At 34.7% G+C, this 17932-nt stretch carries 17 protein-coding genes; 6 read left to right on the forward strand and 11 right to left on the reverse strand.

Going from position 1 to position 17932, the window contains the following annotated elements; all coding sequences use genetic code 11:
* Positions 1-152: 152 nt before the first annotated feature.
* The 7 genes from ACU1LP_RS08925 to metG all read right to left on the reverse strand — a co-directional run bounded on the left by ACU1LP_RS08925 (position 153) and on the right by metG (position 8572).
* A complete protein-coding gene (locus ACU1LP_RS08925) occupies positions 153-2294 on the reverse strand; it encodes a Tex family protein (protein ID WP_445736085.1) in 2142 nt (713 codons plus the stop codon).
* Between the two features lie 36 nt (positions 2295-2330).
* Complete coding sequence (locus tag ACU1LP_RS08930) at positions 2331-3149, reverse strand: hypothetical protein (RefSeq protein ID WP_445736086.1); 819 nt, start codon at positions 3147-3149, stop codon at positions 2331-2333.
* A gap of 3 nt (positions 3150-3152) precedes the next feature.
* The gene (locus ACU1LP_RS08935; RefSeq protein ID WP_445736087.1) at positions 3153-4040 is read right to left on the reverse strand and encodes a DUF488 domain-containing protein; all 888 of its coding nucleotides are present in this window, start codon (positions 4038-4040) and stop codon (positions 3153-3155) included.
* Positions 4041-4167: 127 nt separating this feature from the next.
* Positions 4168-4872 carry an OmpA family protein gene (locus tag ACU1LP_RS08940; protein WP_445736088.1) on the reverse strand — a complete coding sequence of 235 codons (705 nt, stop codon included), beginning with the start codon at positions 4870-4872 and terminating at the stop codon, positions 4168-4170.
* Between the two features lie 2 nt (positions 4873-4874).
* On the reverse strand, positions 4875-5351 hold the full coding sequence (locus tag ACU1LP_RS08945) for a lipocalin family protein (protein WP_445736089.1): 477 nt from the start codon (positions 5349-5351) through the stop codon (positions 4875-4877).
* Positions 5352-5786: 435 nt separating this feature from the next.
* Complete coding sequence (locus tag ACU1LP_RS08950) at positions 5787-6305, reverse strand: ferritin (RefSeq protein ID WP_445736105.1); 519 nt, start codon at positions 6303-6305, stop codon at positions 5787-5789.
* Positions 6306-6424: 119 nt separating this feature from the next.
* A complete protein-coding gene (gene metG, locus ACU1LP_RS08955; RefSeq protein ID WP_445736090.1) occupies positions 6425-8572 on the reverse strand; it encodes a methionine--tRNA ligase in 2148 nt (715 codons plus the stop codon).
* Between the two features lie 155 nt (positions 8573-8727).
* On the opposite strand from metG, the gene ACU1LP_RS08960 reads away from it, so the two are divergent.
* Both ACU1LP_RS08960 and ACU1LP_RS08965 read left to right on the forward strand, forming a co-directional pair.
* On the forward strand, positions 8728-9354 hold the full coding sequence (locus ACU1LP_RS08960) for a hypothetical protein (protein WP_445733801.1): 627 nt from the start codon (positions 8728-8730) through the stop codon (positions 9352-9354).
* A gap of 71 nt (positions 9355-9425) precedes the next feature.
* Entirely contained in the window at positions 9426-10340 is a 915-nt protein-coding gene (locus ACU1LP_RS08965) for a S66 peptidase family protein (protein WP_445733800.1), read from the forward strand.
* A gap of 1 nt (position 10341) precedes the next feature.
* On the opposite strand, the gene ACU1LP_RS08970 is transcribed toward ACU1LP_RS08965, so the two are convergent.
* From ACU1LP_RS08970 to ACU1LP_RS08980, 3 genes are all read right to left on the reverse strand, one after another.
* Entirely contained in the window at positions 10342-11748 is a 1407-nt protein-coding gene (locus ACU1LP_RS08970) for a DUF4403 family protein (RefSeq protein WP_445733799.1), read from the reverse strand.
* Between the two features lie 78 nt (positions 11749-11826).
* Positions 11827-12279, reverse strand: a complete 453-nt coding sequence (locus ACU1LP_RS08975; protein WP_445733798.1) for a DUF1569 domain-containing protein — start codon at positions 12277-12279, stop codon at positions 11827-11829.
* A 248-nt stretch (positions 12280-12527) separates the two neighbouring features.
* Positions 12528-13268 carry a TerB family tellurite resistance protein gene (locus ACU1LP_RS08980; protein WP_445733797.1) on the reverse strand — a complete coding sequence of 247 codons (741 nt, stop codon included), beginning with the start codon at positions 13266-13268 and terminating at the stop codon, positions 12528-12530.
* A gap of 546 nt (positions 13269-13814) precedes the next feature.
* Between ACU1LP_RS08980 and ACU1LP_RS08985 the strand changes: the two genes are divergently transcribed.
* Together ACU1LP_RS08985 and ACU1LP_RS08990 are read left to right on the forward strand one after the other, a co-directional pair.
* Complete coding sequence (locus ACU1LP_RS08985; protein WP_445733796.1) at positions 13815-14225, forward strand: BrxA/BrxB family bacilliredoxin; 411 nt, start codon at positions 13815-13817, stop codon at positions 14223-14225.
* Between the two features lie 996 nt (positions 14226-15221).
* On the forward strand, positions 15222-15476 hold the full coding sequence (locus tag ACU1LP_RS08990) for a tyrosine-type recombinase/integrase (protein WP_445733795.1): 255 nt from the start codon (positions 15222-15224) through the stop codon (positions 15474-15476).
* Between the two features lie 107 nt (positions 15477-15583).
* Here the strand turns inward: ACU1LP_RS08990 and ACU1LP_RS08995 are convergent, their stop codons facing one another.
* Positions 15584-16774: an ATP-binding protein gene (locus tag ACU1LP_RS08995; RefSeq protein ID WP_445733794.1), complete on the reverse strand. Its 1191-nt coding sequence runs from the start codon at positions 16772-16774 to the stop codon at positions 15584-15586.
* A 460-nt stretch (positions 16775-17234) separates the two neighbouring features.
* On the opposite strand from ACU1LP_RS08995, the gene ACU1LP_RS09000 reads away from it, so the two are divergent.
* Together ACU1LP_RS09000 and ACU1LP_RS09005 are read left to right on the forward strand one after the other, a co-directional pair.
* Positions 17235-17474: a ribbon-helix-helix domain-containing protein gene (locus tag ACU1LP_RS09000; RefSeq protein ID WP_445733793.1), complete on the forward strand. Its 240-nt coding sequence runs from the start codon at positions 17235-17237 to the stop codon at positions 17472-17474.
* Positions 17467-17757 (forward strand): type II toxin-antitoxin system RelE/ParE family toxin, encoded by a 291-nt coding sequence (locus ACU1LP_RS09005; RefSeq protein ID WP_445733792.1) that lies wholly within the window; start codon positions 17467-17469, stop codon positions 17755-17757. The genes ACU1LP_RS09000 and ACU1LP_RS09005 overlap by 8 nt, the downstream gene beginning before the upstream one ends.
* The last annotated feature ends 175 nt before the right edge of the window (positions 17758-17932 follow it).

Here is a 17932-nt window from a genome sequence, read left to right on the forward strand (position 1 = left end):
ATTTTAAATTAGTTAAATACGATGTCAATGGTAGGAGGTACTACGAAGCAATCTGTCTAATTCATAAACAAAATAGGATAGAAGTTCAATTTGAAAGATTGCTTCGTTTTTTTCTAATGAAAAAACTCGCAATGACGGTTTTTGCACATTTTTTATTTATGCAATTTAAGTTGAATACGCTTTCGCGGAATATCCACTTCCAAAACCTTAACAATGACTTGTTGGTGCAAACCAACGTGTTCGTTCACGTCTTTTACAAAGCTATCGGATAAATTGGACACGTGAATCAATCCACTTTCTTTAATACCAACATCTACAAAACAGCCAAAATTAGTGATGTTGTTTACAATGCCGGGGAGCAATTGCCCTTCTTTTAAATCGTTGATGGTTTTTATGTTTTGATTGAAAGTGAAGACTTTGGCTTGTTCGCGAACGTCCAAACCGGGTTTTTCCAGTTCTTTGATGATATCTTGAAGCGTTGGCAGTCCCACCGAATCTGAGCCATATTTTTTTAAATCTATCTTTAGAAGTAAGTCTGTATGTCCAATTAAATCGGATACGTTCTTGCCCAAATCTTTCGCCATGGTTTCAACTATTGCATAACTTTCAGGATGGACCGCCGAATCGTCCAAAGGGTTTTTAGGCTCTTTAATCCGTAAAAAAGCAGCACCTTGTTCAAAGGCCTTGCCTCCTAAACGCGGTACTTTTTTAATGTCGTTTCTCGATTTAAAAGCACCATGTTCATTGCGGTATCCAAAAATATTTTCGGCAAGTTTTGGCCCAATTCCAGACACGTAGCTCAACAACGGCTTGCTCGCTGTATTAATGTTTACACCAACCGCATTTACGCAATTTTCAACCACAGCATCCAATGCTTTTTGAAGGTTAGTTTGGTCCACATCATGTTGGTATTGCCCAACGCCAATGGATTTGGCATCAATTTTAACCAATTCTGCCAATGGGTCTTGCAAACGTCTTCCAATAGACACAGATCCACGTACCGTTACATCATAATTTGGAAATTCTTCCCGTGCTATTTTAGATGCCGAATAAATACTCGCACCCGCCTCACTAACCACAAATACCTGTACATTATTTTTAAAATGGATTTTTCCAATAAAAGCTTCAGTTTCTCGTGATGCGGTGCCGTTTCCAATCGCAATGGCTTCAATTTGGTAGGCTTCGGTTAACGAACTTATTTTTTTCATGGCGCCAGCACTATCGCTTTTAGGTGGATGCGGATAAATGGTTTCGTTATACAACAAACCACCTTGAGCATCCAAACATACCACTTTACAACCCGATTTAAAACCAGGGTCGATAGCCAAAATCCGTTTTTCGCCCAAAGGCGAACCCAACAAAAGTTGCTTTAGGTTTTTTGCAAATACTGAAATGGCGGCTTCATCGGCTTTTGCTTTTGCTACTTGTAACGCTTCATTGCTTAACGACGGAAACAACAAACGTTTATAAGCATCTTTAATGGCGAGTTGAATTTGTTCTGAACATGCATTATGGGAACGGATGATTCTATCTTCAATTTTTGATAATGCTTTGTCATCATCAATCTCTATTTTTGTTTTGATGACCCCTTCATTTTCAGCTCTTAAAATAGCCAGTAATCTGTGGGATGGGATTCTGCTTAACGCTTCTTCCCAATCAAAATAATCACGGAATTTTTGGGCATTTTCACTTGTACTGAGTGCAGCCGAAGTATCATCAGCCTTGGTTTTGACAACTTTTGTGGAAATCATGGCGAAACGCTCTAATTGGTAACGGATGTTGTTTCTAACATCGGTACGCTCATTGATCCATTCGGCAATAATATGGCGTGCGCCTTCCAACGCATCTTCAACAGAGGTTACTTCGTCTTTTATGTATTTAAACGCTAAAGATTCTATATCATTTGCATTTTGGCCCATAATGATTTTTGCCAAGGGTTCCAATCCATTTTTTCTGGCGGTTTCAGCTTTGGTTTTTCTGCCTTTTTTGAAGGGCAGGTATAAATCTTCAAGCGATGTTAAATCTTGTGCGGCCTCTATTTTTTGTTTTAATTCGGAATTTAAAACGGCCTGTTCTTCAAGTGCTTTTAAAATGGCTGTTTTTCGTTTTTTTAAAGCTTCAAATTGTTCTTTGTACCTTACAATAGCGCCAATTTGAACCTCATCTAAATTGCCTGTTCGTTCTTTACGGTAACGTGAAATAAAAGGAATGGTGCACGCTTCATTTAATAGTTCAACCGTGTTTTTTATGGAAACTTCAGGTAATTGCGTGTGCGAGATTATATATTTTATCATTAATTTTTCTTTTGAAAAAAACCAAAAAGGGTGGTATTATAAATCCAAACTTAATTGTTCTTCAATTTTGGGATGAAAAGTTCCAATAATAACAAAAGGATTATTTGCTCTTCGTCTGTGCCATTGCATGGTTGTTCCTAAAAAAAGATATACGTCATGTTGATTTACAAAAGTATCAAAGTATTTTTGTTTCACTTTTTCAAGAGCAATTTTCTCATTCCCTTTTGCGTCACGAAGACAATTCCAATAAAGTTGAAATATTTCCCAATCTTCAATCATTAAAGTACTTGGAACACCTTCATCATCTTCAAAAGTATAAGAAAATTTAAAAGGAACTTTAGGGATTAGTTTTTCAGGGTCGCTTTCTATTTCTGCAAATAAGTCTGTTTGTTTTCTTAATTCTTTCCATTCATCTTTCCATTCCTTGGAATCATCTTCTATAATAAAGTTTGTAATCTTTGACGGTTTAAAAGTCACCAACGATATGTTAGTTGGAGATTTAGAATCATTAAGTAGTTTTTCCTTATTAGTATAGACATTCCTTAAACAGATTCTTTTTCGTTCTCTCCAATAATTTTTAGTGTCAAGTGTATTAATAATTTTAACATTGTAATTATTTGGAGAATGGCTTTCTGGTCTAAAATCATCATTTCTCGGTTTTACATCAAGTTCTATCCAAGTATATTTTTTAAACCCAGTATCCTTTTTTATTTGATTCAAAAAACTTAATGGGATAGGGTAAATTCTAATCCATGAACCATCTTCTAAAATTCCAGCAGTACAAACTAATTCATCATAACTTCTAGAGGGAAGAGGATAAGTTGTTACTGTAATTAGAATTTTCTTTAAAGCCATAAATTACAAATGCTCAATTTTGTATTTAAATTCTTTAAAATGTGAAATCGCTTCTGCTAAATGGGTTCTATGGCATTGGCAGTTATCAGCTTCAAAACAAGTTAAAGCAATTCTTTTATTGTATTTTAACAAGTCTAGAATTTCTTTTTGATAATTTGTTGTTTGTGGAATACTGTTCAAAACATAATCATGAAACAAGTTGTCATAATCACTTTGTGAATCTAATTCTTGCCGTTTATCAGAATTAATACCAACTTCTGGAATATGAAAATACTTTATTCCGACACCTTCACAGGCATTTTGGAGTTGATTTTTACTAAAACCATATTTCATACTTAAAGCATTTCTTCTAACATCGCAAAGAATCTTAATGTTGTTTTTAATTAACTTATTTAAATAATGTTCAAGAGAAATCCCTTCATATCCAATAGTAAATAGGACAATTTCATCTTCAGAAGACCTAAAATTATCCAAGTTTTTCAATTCTTCATTCGACAGATATTTATATGCAATTGTACTATTAATAGCATAGTAAGGATATCTCTTGTATGTTAAATCAATTAAGTCATCACTCGTTTTCCCTTTATAAATAACAGAAAAATCTGAAATTATTTTTTTGTCTTCTTTATCAATTTGAGTTAGATAATTAGTTTCATCCAATTTTTTCCAAGTTTTTGATGTTTCAGAAACAATTCCATACTTTTTTAAAGTATTTAAATCAGCATTTGCTTGAAAAGAAAAACAACCAAGTTTGTAAGGCACAAAATCATAGGTTTTTTTCTTTGTTTTATACCTACTGTATAAAAATAACAATTTTTGAACTTTTATTTTATCAAGCTCATTATTAAATACTTGCAAAAGGGATAGTACTATTTTTCTTCTGTAATACATTATTCAAATATAAATAATTTTAGTTTATATGTTATTCATTATTAAAAATTACAACGATTAGCTAAAAAAATCCCGTCTCTAAAGTAACATTGAAAACGGGATTTTTACAAATTTATATTAAGAACAATTAATTTCCTGCTTGTGTTTTAGCTTCTTCAATCATTTTTTCATTAGGAACGATCGCTACATTTACGCGTCGGTTTTTGGCGCGACCTTCGGCAGTTCCATTATCGTGCATGGGCTGGCTTTCACCAAACCAATTGGTTGTAAAACGTCCAGCACCCAATCCTTTTTCTTTTAAATAATTGGTAACAGCATACGCTCTATTTTTTGATAGGGTCATGTTTGATTCCTCAGAACCAACACTGTCTGTATGGCCAACCACCAAAATATTGGTGTCTGGATATTCCTTGAACACATTGGCCAATTTATTTAGAGTGGTTTGGGATGCACTGTTAATGTGGTATTTAGCAGTATCAAAATAAACACCACTGCTTTCATCAAAAGTTACCACAATACCGTCATCCACACGTTCTACTTGAGCCCCTGGAATTTCTTCTTCAATTTTTTGGGCCTGTTTATCCATTTTATTTCCAATAAGAACTCCTGCTCCTCCACCAACAACGCCACCAATTACAGCCCCCAACTCGCCATTGCCTCCTTTACCAACGTTGTTACCAATAATGGCACCTAAAATGGCACCACCGGTAGCGCCAATAACGGCGCCTTTTTGTTTATTATTAGCATTTTGGACTGCTTTACAATTTGTTAAACTGATTGCTAAAACAAGCGTGAAAAGCAACATTCCTATGTTTTTTATTTTTGTACCCATGATTATTTTTGTTTTTTATTGAAATTCATATTTATAATAAACGGCTCCCCATTACCTGAAACTGTTTGTTGCCATTGCATATCTGTATCTGACAAAGCGGTTAACTTTAATCTAAATCCTTGATTGGTGTCTGATTTGTTTTTTTCGTTAGTGGGTTTCAGCAGAAAATCATAATATCCGTTGTCCGCATTCACTTCTTGAATGGTGAACACAAAATTTCTAATCCCCGTAGAGCAACTAGACTCATTTATGGTATAGGTGCCTGTGTTGTTGTTTGGCACAAACTGCCATGTACTACCTTCAAAGCAATCTTTGTTGGTGTCGTTTAACAATGTAACGTTGTATTTACCTGTTTTGCTGTAGGTTATTGATGTTAATGTCCAATCGCCTTTAATAACTTTTTTAGAATCTCTAACGGTTTTTGATGAACCACAACTTACTAAGCCAATTGTAAGTAATAAAACTATAATTCTTTTCATGTTTTAAGTATTTATTTGAAGCAAAGGTGCGACAGGTTTGTGAATTTTGCATTATAAAATTCTAAATTTTCATTATACAATTTCCATTTTATGAATTTCATCGGATTAAATAAGTTTTTAATAGAACCAAAAACAGACTTTCAATATGGAAGTCTGTTTTTATGAATATAAATAAGTTGAAATTTCTTTTTTTGCTAACTAAGCCACTTTTTTTAGTAAGTCGAAACATGGACATTTTTTACAACGTTTGTTATCGCCTTTTTTATATTTCTCGCAGCAACCGCTCTTTACTTTGCCTGGAAGTTTAATCCCAGCTTTTTCAAGTTTTTTTAGTGCTTTTTTCTGTTTCTTTTTGCCCAAGTGACCCATTTGTAAATAAAGGAAAGAGCAAAAATAGTTATTTTTATTAAATCTAAATAAGATTAAGTGTTAAAATTATTGAGGGCTTCCAGTTGATGCCGAACTAACGGTTAAGTTAACAATATCTCTGTCAAATAAATACAGGCCTCCTTTATCGTCGCCAATCAAGTTTATCTTGTCTAAAATGGTTCGTGCCATAGCCTCCTCTTCTATTTGTTCGGCAACGTACCATTGTAAAAAGTTATGTGTTGAATAATCTTTTTCCTGCAAACTTATATGCACCAACTCGTTGATACTTTCTGAAACAAAAATTTCGTGCTTATAAAGTTCTTCAAACATTTCTTTAAACGATTTGAACGTTACATTAGGTGCGGCAAGTGCCGATATTTGAGCATGCCCACCACGTTCGTTTACATATTTTACCAACTTTAGCATGTGGTCGCGCTCTTCTTGGGATTGCTTGTACATAAACCCTGCAACACCTTCTAACCCTTTTACTTCTGCCCAACATGCCATTGCTAAATAAATTTGTGATGATTCGGCTTCTATACGTATTTGGCCATTAAGTGCTTTTTCTATATTTTTTGATAACATCATTTTGTGTTTTTTGTAAAGTTAATGAATTATTTAAGGGCTTCAAAGTTTCATTTCAGTAATAATTAAGTCTGTTACAGATTTTTAATAAGATTAAATCTATAAACCCATTTAAAATCCTAACTTATTTGTAAACCATTCGGAATGGCAGTATCATCTGGATTTACAAAAACCAATTTTCCTTCGGCAGTTTCGGTCATTAAAATCATGCCTTGGCTTTCAACACCCCGTAAATCCCTTGGTGCTAAATTTACCAGCACCGTTACACGTTTTCCAACCACTTCTTCTGCTGTAAAACTTTCGGCTATTCCAGAAACAATGGTACGTACATCAATTCCTGTATCGACTTTTAAAACCAATAATTTTTTGGCTTTTGGCATTTTTTGAGCTTCTAAAATAGTGCCTACCCGAATGTCCAATTTTGTAAAATCATCAAAAGTGATGGTGTCTTTCTGTGGCTCTACTGTTTTTTTGGCAGCTTCGTTTGCTTTTTTACTGGCAATCAATTTATCCAGTTGAAATTGAATGGTTTCATCTTCAATTTTGCTGAATAACAGTTCTGCTTCTCCTATTTGATGACCTGGTGGTACAAGGGTTTCTTTTGAACTGATATCATTCCAAGTTAAACCGTCATTGCGAGACCCATTTTTATGCCCCGATGTGTCGGGAATGGAAATCTGTTCCTTTGAAGAGATAACCACGTCGCTATGGGCCTCGTTATGACGTAACCCTAGAATACCTTTAAGTTTGGTAGAAGTAAAAGGTAAAAAAGGTTCGCTTAATGTTGCCAAAGCCGAGGCTATTTGTAACGCCACATACATAATGGCCTGTGTGCGCGGTTCATCAAATTTTACGACTTTCCAAGGTTCTTCGTCGGCTAAATATTTGTTGCCAAGGCGTGCGAGATTCATCAATTCCTGTTGTGCTTCCCTAAAACGGTATCGCTCAATGGAACTTGAAATAACCTCTGGATAGGCTTTAATGGCTGCCAACGTTTCTTCATCTACTTGCGAAAATCCGTTTGGAGCTGGCACAATTCCGTTATAAAATTTATTGGTCAACACCACAACGCGATTGATGAAATTTCCAAAAATAGCGACCAACTCGTTGTTGTTTCGTGCCTGGAAATCTTTCCATGTAAAATCGTTATCCTTGGTTTCTGGTGCGTTAGCCGTTAATGTATAACGCAAAACGTCTTGCTGACCCGGAAATTCCTTTAAATAATCGGGCAACCAAACCGCCCAATTTTTTGAGGTTGATAATTTGTTGCCTTCTAAATTCAAAAACTCGTTGGCAGGAACGTTATTGGGTAAAATATAGCTTCCCTCGGCTTTTAACATGGCTGGGAAAATAATACAATGGAATACAATATTATCTTTACCTATAAAATGGACCAATTTGGTGTCTTTGTCTTTCCAATAGGGTTCCCAGTCTTTACCAACCCGGGCAGCCCATTCTTTGGTGGATGAAATATAGCCAATAGGGGCATCAAACCAAACGTAGAGCACTTTGCCTTCGCCTCCTGGAACTGGTACTGGAATACCCCAATCTAAATCGCGGGTCACGGCACGCGGGCGCAACCCATCGTCTATCCACGATTTTACCTGTCCGTACACATTCGGTTTCCAATCTTTTTTGTGGCCTTCTAAAATCCATTCACGTAAAAACGCTTCGTGCTTATCTAAAGGCAAAAACCAGTGTTTTGTTTGTTTTAAAGTGGGCACATTGCCTGTTAATGCTGATTTTGGATTGATCAAATCCGTCGCATTTAAACTACTGCCGCAGCTTTCGCATTGGTCGCCATAAGCTTCTTCATTGCCACATTTAGGGCAGGTACCTGTAACGAATCTATCCGCTAAAAACTGATGTGCTTTTTCATCGTATAATTGCTCGGTAGTTTCTTCAATAAAATCGCCTTTATCATATAGGGTTTTAAAGAATTCTGAAGCGGTTTCATGATGGATTTTAGCCGAGGTACGCGAATAGTTGTCAAACGAAATTCCGAATTCTTCAAACGATTTTTTAATGATAGCATGATATTTATCTACCACATCTTGCGGCGACACCCCCTCATTTTTTGCTTTTATGGTAATGGGCACCCCATGCTCATCGCTTCCGCCAATAAAAACCACATCGTTTCCTGTTAATCGCAAATAACGTACGTAAATATCTGCGGGCACATAAACCCCTGCCAGATGCCCAATATGAATGGGCCCGTTGGTGTAAGGTAACGCCGAGGTAATGGTATATCGTTTTGGTGTGTTCATCTTGAATTCAATTTGATTGCAAAAATAGACATTCTGTTTATCTTTTGTTAATTCTTGTATATAGATTTACTGATAGTTGTCGCACAAAATATTTAATCTCGCCGTAACATTTATCATATCTTTTCTATCTATATTAGATTCATCTAAGTTTTTATATGAAAAAACAATACCTACTTTATTTTATAGTTTTTTTATACTGCTCATTATCAGCGCAAAATGCTGTAGATTCTACTGAATTAAAGTCAAATCCAATCATATATTTAGAAGGTAATTTCGGTTATACTGGTGGAAATGCTAGTGGGTTCACAATAGGATGTCAAATTAATTATCAAAATAATAAAGATTTATTCACATTTAGATATCAGAATCAATCAAATTTGAAATCTGACTATGTTGCTGTCGCTTTTATAGCGTTCCCATACATATACTCAGATTTTAATATTGACGAATATTCAATCCTATATGGAAAACGCTATATTGACAACAATGAATCTTATAGTTTTTCAATTGGTGTTTCTAATAATATTAAACATAGCAAAATAAAAGAAAACAATATTGTTTATTGGCAAGATGAAAGCTATATTGGCATCCCTTTTGAAGTAACCATCAAATGGTTTAAAGCTAATAAAAAACGTTTTAGAGCTTATTATGGACTTATACCTATTGGAAAACCAACAGCATTCGGTAGGTCTTTTGGTTTCAAATTATATGGGAATGTTGGTAAGAGCAGCTATATAGGAGCAGGTTTATCTTTGGGTTATGGCTGGCATAAAAAATATTGAATATGATAATAAAAAAAACAATTATATTTCTTTTGTGTATTATTACAACTGAAATATATTCGCAAACAAAAATGATACGACCTCCCTATTTAAAAGCAGGCGACACCGTTGCCATTGTGGCACCTTCGGGTGTTTTGAACAGCAGAACCCAAGAAATTGAACAAGCCAAAAGCTTGCTTAAAAGTTGGGGACTGGAAGTGGTTGTTGGCAAAAACGTGTTTAAACAAGCAAATCATTTTGCAGGAACCGATGAAGAACGTCGTGAGGATTTCCAAAAAGCGATGGACGACCCAAAAATAAGTGCCATTTGGTGTGCCAGAGGTGGTTACGGAACGGTTCGGATTCTGGATAAATTAGATTATACCAAGTTCAAAAAACACCCTAAATGGCTTGTTGGGTATTCTGATATTACGGCGTTGCACAACCAATTTCATAACGAAGGCATAGAAAGCATCCATGCCATGATGTGCACCAGTATGCAAGATAATTTAGAGGCCATCAAAGAAACGGTTTCTACTTTTAAGGATGCTATTTTCGGGAACTCTTTAACCTATACTTTAAAGGGCTCAATTTATAATAAAACAGGGAATGCTTCAGGGGTGTTAGTGGGCGGAAACTTAACCATGTTGCATACCATGCTAGGTTCTAAAACGAGCTTAGACACCTCTGGAACAATACTTTTTATTGAGGAAATTGGCGAATATGAATACCATATAGACCGCATGTTGCAAAGTTTAAAACGCGCCGGTTATTTTGATAACTGTAAAGGGGTTATAGTAGGCGATATAACAAAGGTTAGAAAAAACACGACGCCTTGGGGCACCTCTGTGGAACAATTAATTATTGATGCACTTTCAGATTATAATTTCCCAATTGCCTTTAATATGCCTGCGGGACATGAAAAAGATAATAGAGCGATGATTTTGGGGAGAACGATTCAGTTAAAGGTTGATAAAAATCAATCGACCATTGTTTTTGAAAAGTAATCTATTTCAACCCATCAACAGTAACGCTTATTTCGCCATTAATTTTTAAAAACGCCAAAATAGCATTGTTGGTTAATTGTATTCCTTGAAAATTGATATCCTCCATTTTGCCGTTTACAAAAACACCAGGGATTGGCGAGTAATTGCTTAAATAATTAAGTATGGTTTGTTTGCCTTCATCTAAATTGGGTTGAATGGAATATCTACAATTTTCTTGTATCCTTTTTAAAATCAACCCCTTTGCCAACCAATTGGCAGTTCTGATCAACTGGCTTTTGGTATCTAAAACATAATCTAAATTATTGAAATATATTTCTTTGGTGGCACTATCGTATAGCGGAAGTCCTTGCAAATAAATAGTGCCATTTACAGACCCTTTTAAATCTAAAGCAATGACCATGTTGCCATCTTTGTGCCAAAGATCGACTTTTTTAACGGTCACTTTTTTAGAGCCCGAACCAAATTCCTGCCCCGAGAAGTTTTTGGTCATTATTTTTGAGGCGTCATTATAGGTTGATACCGCAATGATGTTTGAAGTCACACGGTTTGGCATTTTGTTTACCGGCTTTAATACAATGTTTTTAGCATCAAATTTAGATTCTGGTTGTTTTCCAATTAAAGTTTCCATGGTACATTTCATGCCCATATTTAGCAATACTTGGTCATTTTTTAATTTCGCATCCGTAGTATAAATTTCAATAGGCACGATTCGAAGCCAACTTTCATAATTATCGCTCATTTTAAAAGGCACGGTTAATTTTTCGATGGCTGCCAACACGTTGGGTTTAAAATCCATGGATGCTTCAATGGCAGCATCAATACTTTTCTCTATTTCGGCTCGAAAGATTTTTATGGCAGGATTTACAAGATAGGTAACGGGCAGGTTTTTACCGTAAACCACCAAAGAAGGGCTTTCTGTCCATTCCAAATCTTTTAATTGGGTACGCGATTTTAATTTCCAATTGGACAAACCAATGTCGCTGGTTAAAGTAACCACGCCATTAAGGTTAAACTCGCTCATTTTGTATAGGTTGACACCCAAGGCTTGCGTACCAACACGGTATTTAATGTTGGCTTTTAAAGGCAGTATGGTCTCTATTTTTCCGTTGAACTTTTGGTCGTTATTTATGGTAATTGGGGCTTGTTTCCAGATTTTTATCTCAATATTATCGTCTTCTATGGTTTTGTCTTCATAAATCAAACCTTTTAAAATGGCATTGGTCTGGTTTTCAATATCCTTTAATTTGATGGTAACAGGGAAATTGATGAACGAAGGCACGTTCTCGTAAACCAAAGGTCGTGCTTCTTCGGGTTCTGGTTTTTGCGTTATTAAACTTTGTTTGGAAGCACAGGAGAGGTTAAGCAAAACCACCATTAACACTGAAAAAAACGAAGCACTTTTAAACATTTTGATGTTTTTTGGTGGCAAATGTAATTAAACTACTTTAGGGCAAAACACATAAAGGATTAAAATTCCAAAAAAAAACTATACCCCAAATTGATTCAAATGATGGTCTAAATGTTTGTAAAACATGGTATTCCATTCTTTTTTTGTGAGTTTTCCAAAGGAAAAGGATTCCCGGTTATCAAAATAATCTTCCCCCAAACTTATCGTTTTCAAAATATAATTGATGAGCCTTACTTTTTCCAATTCAAAACTTTTTTCATTGGTAATTAAAAATTCTGGTGCTGTTCTACTGTTTCGTTTGTAGGGTTTATTGCCAACAACAATAGGTTTTACAAATAATTTCAGCATGGTTTTTTTAAAACCACTTGGTTTAGTGTGCATATCTTCCAATGCCATTTCGTAAGTAACATTGCAATGAGCCAACATTTTCTCAACGCTCATTTTTCCCCATAATGGTGGTGTTTCAGGTTTGAGATTGTTAATTCTTTGAATAACGGCGTTGGTTTCGTTGATGTCGAAGAGGTTTATCATAATAAATTGCTTTAATTTAAAACGCATCGCAATTTATTTATTTTATTTTTACTTTGGATTTGTTTCAGGTTAAAAGTTTAGATATTAAACTGTCTTTTTATGATCTTTCAAAAGAAGTATACCGTGTTTTAGAGGAACGCAACCGTCTTAAAGATTTTTCGAATTTAATTTCAACGAACTCTAATAATAAAAACAGTCCATAGTTTCATTAGATTAGGATTCCTGCCTACGCAGGAATGAAAAAAAACCTAAAACCCTCTTTCCTTTTGCAACTGCTCATAAGCTGCCTGTACTTTTTTAAACTTTTCTTCGGCACCTTGTTGATGTTCTTTACCTAAGTGAATCACTTTATCGGGGTGGTATTTTTTTGCCATGGTTCTATAGGCTTTTTTAATATCGTCTGTGGTTGCCGTTTTGTCAATTTCCAATATTTTATAGGCACTATCACTACTGTTGTAAAACATAGCCTTGATACTCTCGTAATCGTTATGGCTAATGCCCAAATAACCGGCTATGGTACGAATTTGTTGTTCTTCGTCATCGGTTACCATTTCATCTGCTTTTGCTATTCCAAATAAAAAGTGGATGAGCTGCAAACGGGATGCATGCTGCATCATTTGCCTAATTTGCAAGCAGACTTGTTTGGTTGAGATATTTTGCTGTTTATTGATTTCCTTAAAAAGTTTAAAAGCATGGTTTGCACGCTCCTTGCCGTACATGTTTACAAACTGATTGCGCACAAAATCCAGTTCGCGTTGGTCTTGTTTACCATCAGCCTTAATAACTATGGATGCTAAAATGAGCAAACTCACTTCAAAATCGCCCGGTTGTGTTTGTGGACGTTGCCGCGGTTGATCCCTAAAAACGGTGCTACTGATTTCGGTGGACATGCCGTCTATTAAACTCCCTAATGCCAACCCTAAAATAGCGCCAATGGGCCCACCGAACGACCATCCCAACGCTGCACCAATCCATTTTGAATAACTCATGTAAGTATAAATTTTGTTTACCGTCAAACCTACATATAAAATTGTTCTTTTAAAAGAAGAAATGTGCTTATGTAGTTTCTTTATCTTTTTTGCCATTAGAAGTAAACAGGATCTGCCGGCAAGCATTTAAATACGTTATTGGCAAAATAATCTTTGTGGTCATTGGAAATAATAACTTAAATTTACAGCACACACGCATTGTTCCCCTCCTGGGAGGGGTTAGGGGTGGGTTATTACCATCTTTTCAAGTGGCCTTTGAAGAATGTACTTATTGTTTTTTGTGAAACTAACATGGGTTGGACCCGCGTTAAGGATAGCAGTGAAAATCCTTTTGGTTTTCTGTGATAAGTTACCAGCCTTAAAAAACAAACCTCTAACATTGATTGTGGATTCCTGCCTTTGCAGGAATGACAAAAACCAAAAGATTGCAACGGATAGCCTGACCTTATGACACCATAAGTGTTATAAGGGAACGCCAAAACCATTATTGCACAATTTTTGATTAACTTTGTACAGTATTAATACTTAAATTTAAATTTAAAAAATATGTATCCAGCAGAATTAGTAAAACCAATGCGTGAAGATTTAACCAAAGTTGGTTTTGAAGAATTACATACTGCCGAGGCTGTTGATGCGGCTTTAGCAAAGGAAGGAACTACATTGGTTGTGGTTAATTCGGTGTGTGGATGTGCCGCGGCGAATGCACGCCCGGGCACAAGAATGAGTTTGCAAAACGCGAAACGCCCAGACCATATTGTTACTGTATTTGCAGGTGTTGACAAGGAAGCTGTTGATGCGGCGCGTGGTTATATGGTGCCGTTTCCTCCAAGTTCGCCCTGTATGGCTTTGTTTAAGGATGGCGATCTGGTACACATGTTAGAGCGTCACCATATTGAAGGCAGACCAGCAGAATTAATTGCTGAAAACCTTGTGGATGCTTATAATGAGTATTGCTAAAAGAGACCTAAAACCGATGCCTTACTGAAGTATAAGTTTAAAACCCATGATGTAGTCGTGGGTTTTTGTTTTATTGCGCAACCTTTTCACAAGTTTGCGTCTTTAAGTTAAGATCTTTAAGAAAAAATGAAAAAGCCCATTCTGCTATTTTTATTTGTGCTATGTTCAGGATTAGTTGCCTTTCAATGTGAAGATGGAACCAGAAATGACTCAAGAAGAGGAGCAAAAAGCCTTAAGTATTGGTCTTACGTATAAGGTTTCTTTAATTTTTAGGTAGCTTTTGAATCTTCATAAGAATTGTTCATCAATATCTTGAAATGCAAGATGTTTGGATTTCGAAAATCCATCACGTGATTTACACGAACTTTATCTGCCTAATAACGAGATAATTTTTTATTCGTTTCAATTTTTTTTTAAAAATCTTCGGCCACCTCAAAAAAGTTTAAATGAGTTCAATATAATGGCCTATAAAATGATAATTGGGACGCCTGTTTTTTGGTAATGCGAATAGCTAAAGGAAAGAGTCCTGCCTTATTGGGTTTTTTTTGTCCAGAAACCACGTTTTCATGTTTTGCAAAGTGCCTTCAGTTTTTGAAGACTTTGTTATCAAAAAAAACAATGATGACGGTTGAGTCGTTTTTAACTTCAGTTATTATCTTCGACTGAAGACGGGATTTGAATCTTTCAATCAGGTTGCTAATTACTTGTAGCATTGAAAAATTATTCAAATCAAAATTGGTATCGCAAACAACTTCATAATTATTTTTGGAAATGCAACTATAAAGTGGTTTCTTGCCCTATCACAAATCCAGATACCTCACAACATGTTAAACCTTTCAATGTAGGGTTTTTGAACAAAGCATTAGTTTTTTATAACCAATACAGATACCATTAAACTTTGAAAGCATTTTTAAATTTCTTCACAGTATTTTTTTTAGGTATAGGCCTATGTTATGGTCAATCACAATCTGTATTTAAAAAAATACCCCACCGCAATTGGAGAACAGAAAACATAAAACCCTTCAACGCTATAACAAAGAATTAAAAGAGATTGCCGAAATTTGTGGAATTGATAAAACCCTAACCAGTTACGTGGCCAGACATAGTTTTGCTAACTGTTTAAAACAAAAAGGAGTCGCTACCGACATCATTAGTGAATCTATGGGGCATCAAAACCTTAGTATCACACAAACTTATCTTAAGGAATTTGACAATTCAGTTTTAGATAAGGCGATTGAAATATTGGTTTGAAGGTAAATTTGTATTGTTTTTTATGAAACTATTTTTTAATTGATTTTTTAAGCTCTTTGGCAAATGGTGTAATAATTAATGTGTATCGCTATAATATCCATAATGTGTTAATATAAAAATCCAAATAGCCAAAGCGGTAGTTTTGTAATGGGAAACTCAACATCGTCTGCAACCACAAAACCGTTTTTTACAGAATCTATCTGTTTGCTCGTTATATCTTTACCCCCAACTTCAAAAGTAAATGTATTATCAACTAAAAAGTCTCCTTGTTTTGGGTATGCCATTTTATGTCTTACTGAAACTTGGGAAATAAAATAAGTTTCCCTCAAATTCCCCTTATTGGGGTTTGACGTAGAAAATGCAAAGGCGAGATTTGGGTTGTCCAAATACACTTTTTCGGGCTTTTGAAGTGTTGCCAAACTGATTCCGGATGCATACAATAATCTTATCAACTGGGCTTGCTCTAAAAAATGAAGATACGCTACCACTGAATTTCTATGGATATCGCTTTTTTTTGCAATATTGGTTATATTGGGCTGAAAGGGTACATTGGCGGCAACCACGTTAAGTAATTGCAACATTTTTTTTGCATTACGCACATCGAAACCCTTTAGTTCTGCCATATCGTATTCCACAATTAAGCGCACCAATTGTTGCAGCCGTGTGGAGTAACCTTGTTTATCTTCCATGGAAAATGGATAATAACCGTATTGTAAATAATCCTCAAAATACACTAATGGTTTAAACTCTGCAGGAAACATTTCGGTCCATTTACGGTCTTTGGAAAGTATGTCTTCCAAAGCAATAGGTTCAAAATTATACAAATCATTAAACGCCAAATATTCACGGTATGAAAGCCCCGGTAAGGTGTAAATTAACATCCGTCTGCTTAAATCGCCTTCTTCTCTAGAAATATCGATTACGGACGACCCTGTGAACACTATTTTTAAGTCAGGATAAAAATCATACAGGTTTTTTATATGAATAGACCAATTTTCGTATTTGTGCACCTCATCCAAAAAAAGATATTGCCCGCCTTTTTTAAAGAATGCTTCGGCAGTTTCTACCAAAGAATGTGTTGTGAAGTAAAAATCATCTAAGGACCAATAGGTTCCTTGGGTTGGTAACAACTTTAACTCTTTTAATTTTTGTAACAAAAGGGTCGTTTTGCCAGTACCTCTAGCCCCTTTTATGCCTATTAATTTGTTGTTCCAGTTAATCTCATTGTATAAATAGCGTTTCTTTTCAGAACGTATTCGTTGTACCAATGCTGCCGATTTTTCTAGTAATTGTTCCATGTTGCATATTTATATGTGCAATATAGGTTATTTTTTGCATTTTAGGATGTGCTGTTATTAAAAAATCTAACTCAATATTATACATTACTTTTAGATAACCTATATATGTGCCATGGAATGTCTTATTCAAAGGTAACCAATAAACAAAGTGGTAGAGTAAAATTTAGTACAGTTTTAATTCTTTTAAAGACTAGGCTATTAAAATAAGGAGATAATTTCTTTTACTATTATAATTTTAGGCCGTAATTTTTGAATAATGCTTTAAATAATTACAAATTCGTGTTTTGCGAATCGCGAAACAATAAGTAACAATCCTTTAAACACGGTACTTTAGAACCTTCAAGGTGTAAAAATGGTGTTAATTTTTAGTTTCCTTTGATATTATTATAGTATCTATTTTACAAAAAACATTAGTTAATTTGATTATATTTGGTGTAAATTTACATCAAAAACGAATCTTATGGCAAGACAAAGTATTTCATTCACAAAGCTAAATGATGAATGGTTAAAATCTCAAGTGGATAATAATGAATATTCTAGTAAGAGTGAACTTGTAAACGATTTAATTAGACAAGCTAGAAAACAACAACGACAAATTGATTGGATAAGTGCTAAGCTGGAAAAAGCAGAAAATAGCGGATTTACAAACGATAGTAAAGAACAAATTTTAGCAAAATCAAAGTCTTTACTTAATGGCTAAATACAAATTAAGTAATGTAGCTAGTGATGATTTGATTAGAATTCATCATTATGGAGTTAAGAAATTTGGAATCACACAAGCTGACAAATATTTTGATTCATTTTTTGAGTATTTTGATATTATTGCTGAAAGTCCATTCTCATTTGAATCAGTTGATTTTATTAAAACAGGATATAGACGTTGTGTTTGTGGTTCTGATAGTATTTATTATAAAGTCAATAATAATGTTGTTGAAATTATGACTATAATTGGAAGACAAGATTTGGATAATATTTTTAATTAAATAAAGACCAATCATTAAGTAGTATACTAATTAATTACCGCCTTAGCAGTAATAGAGTGCTTTTTTTGTCTTTTCACCCTTAAAAAATTATAAATCTTCTTTAATTTACTGCTCTAACAGTAATAAAATACAATTTTATAAAAAAAATGTATCTTAAAATATTTAAATTACGTAT

It is taken from the genome of Mariniflexile sp., from assembly GCF_052728615.1.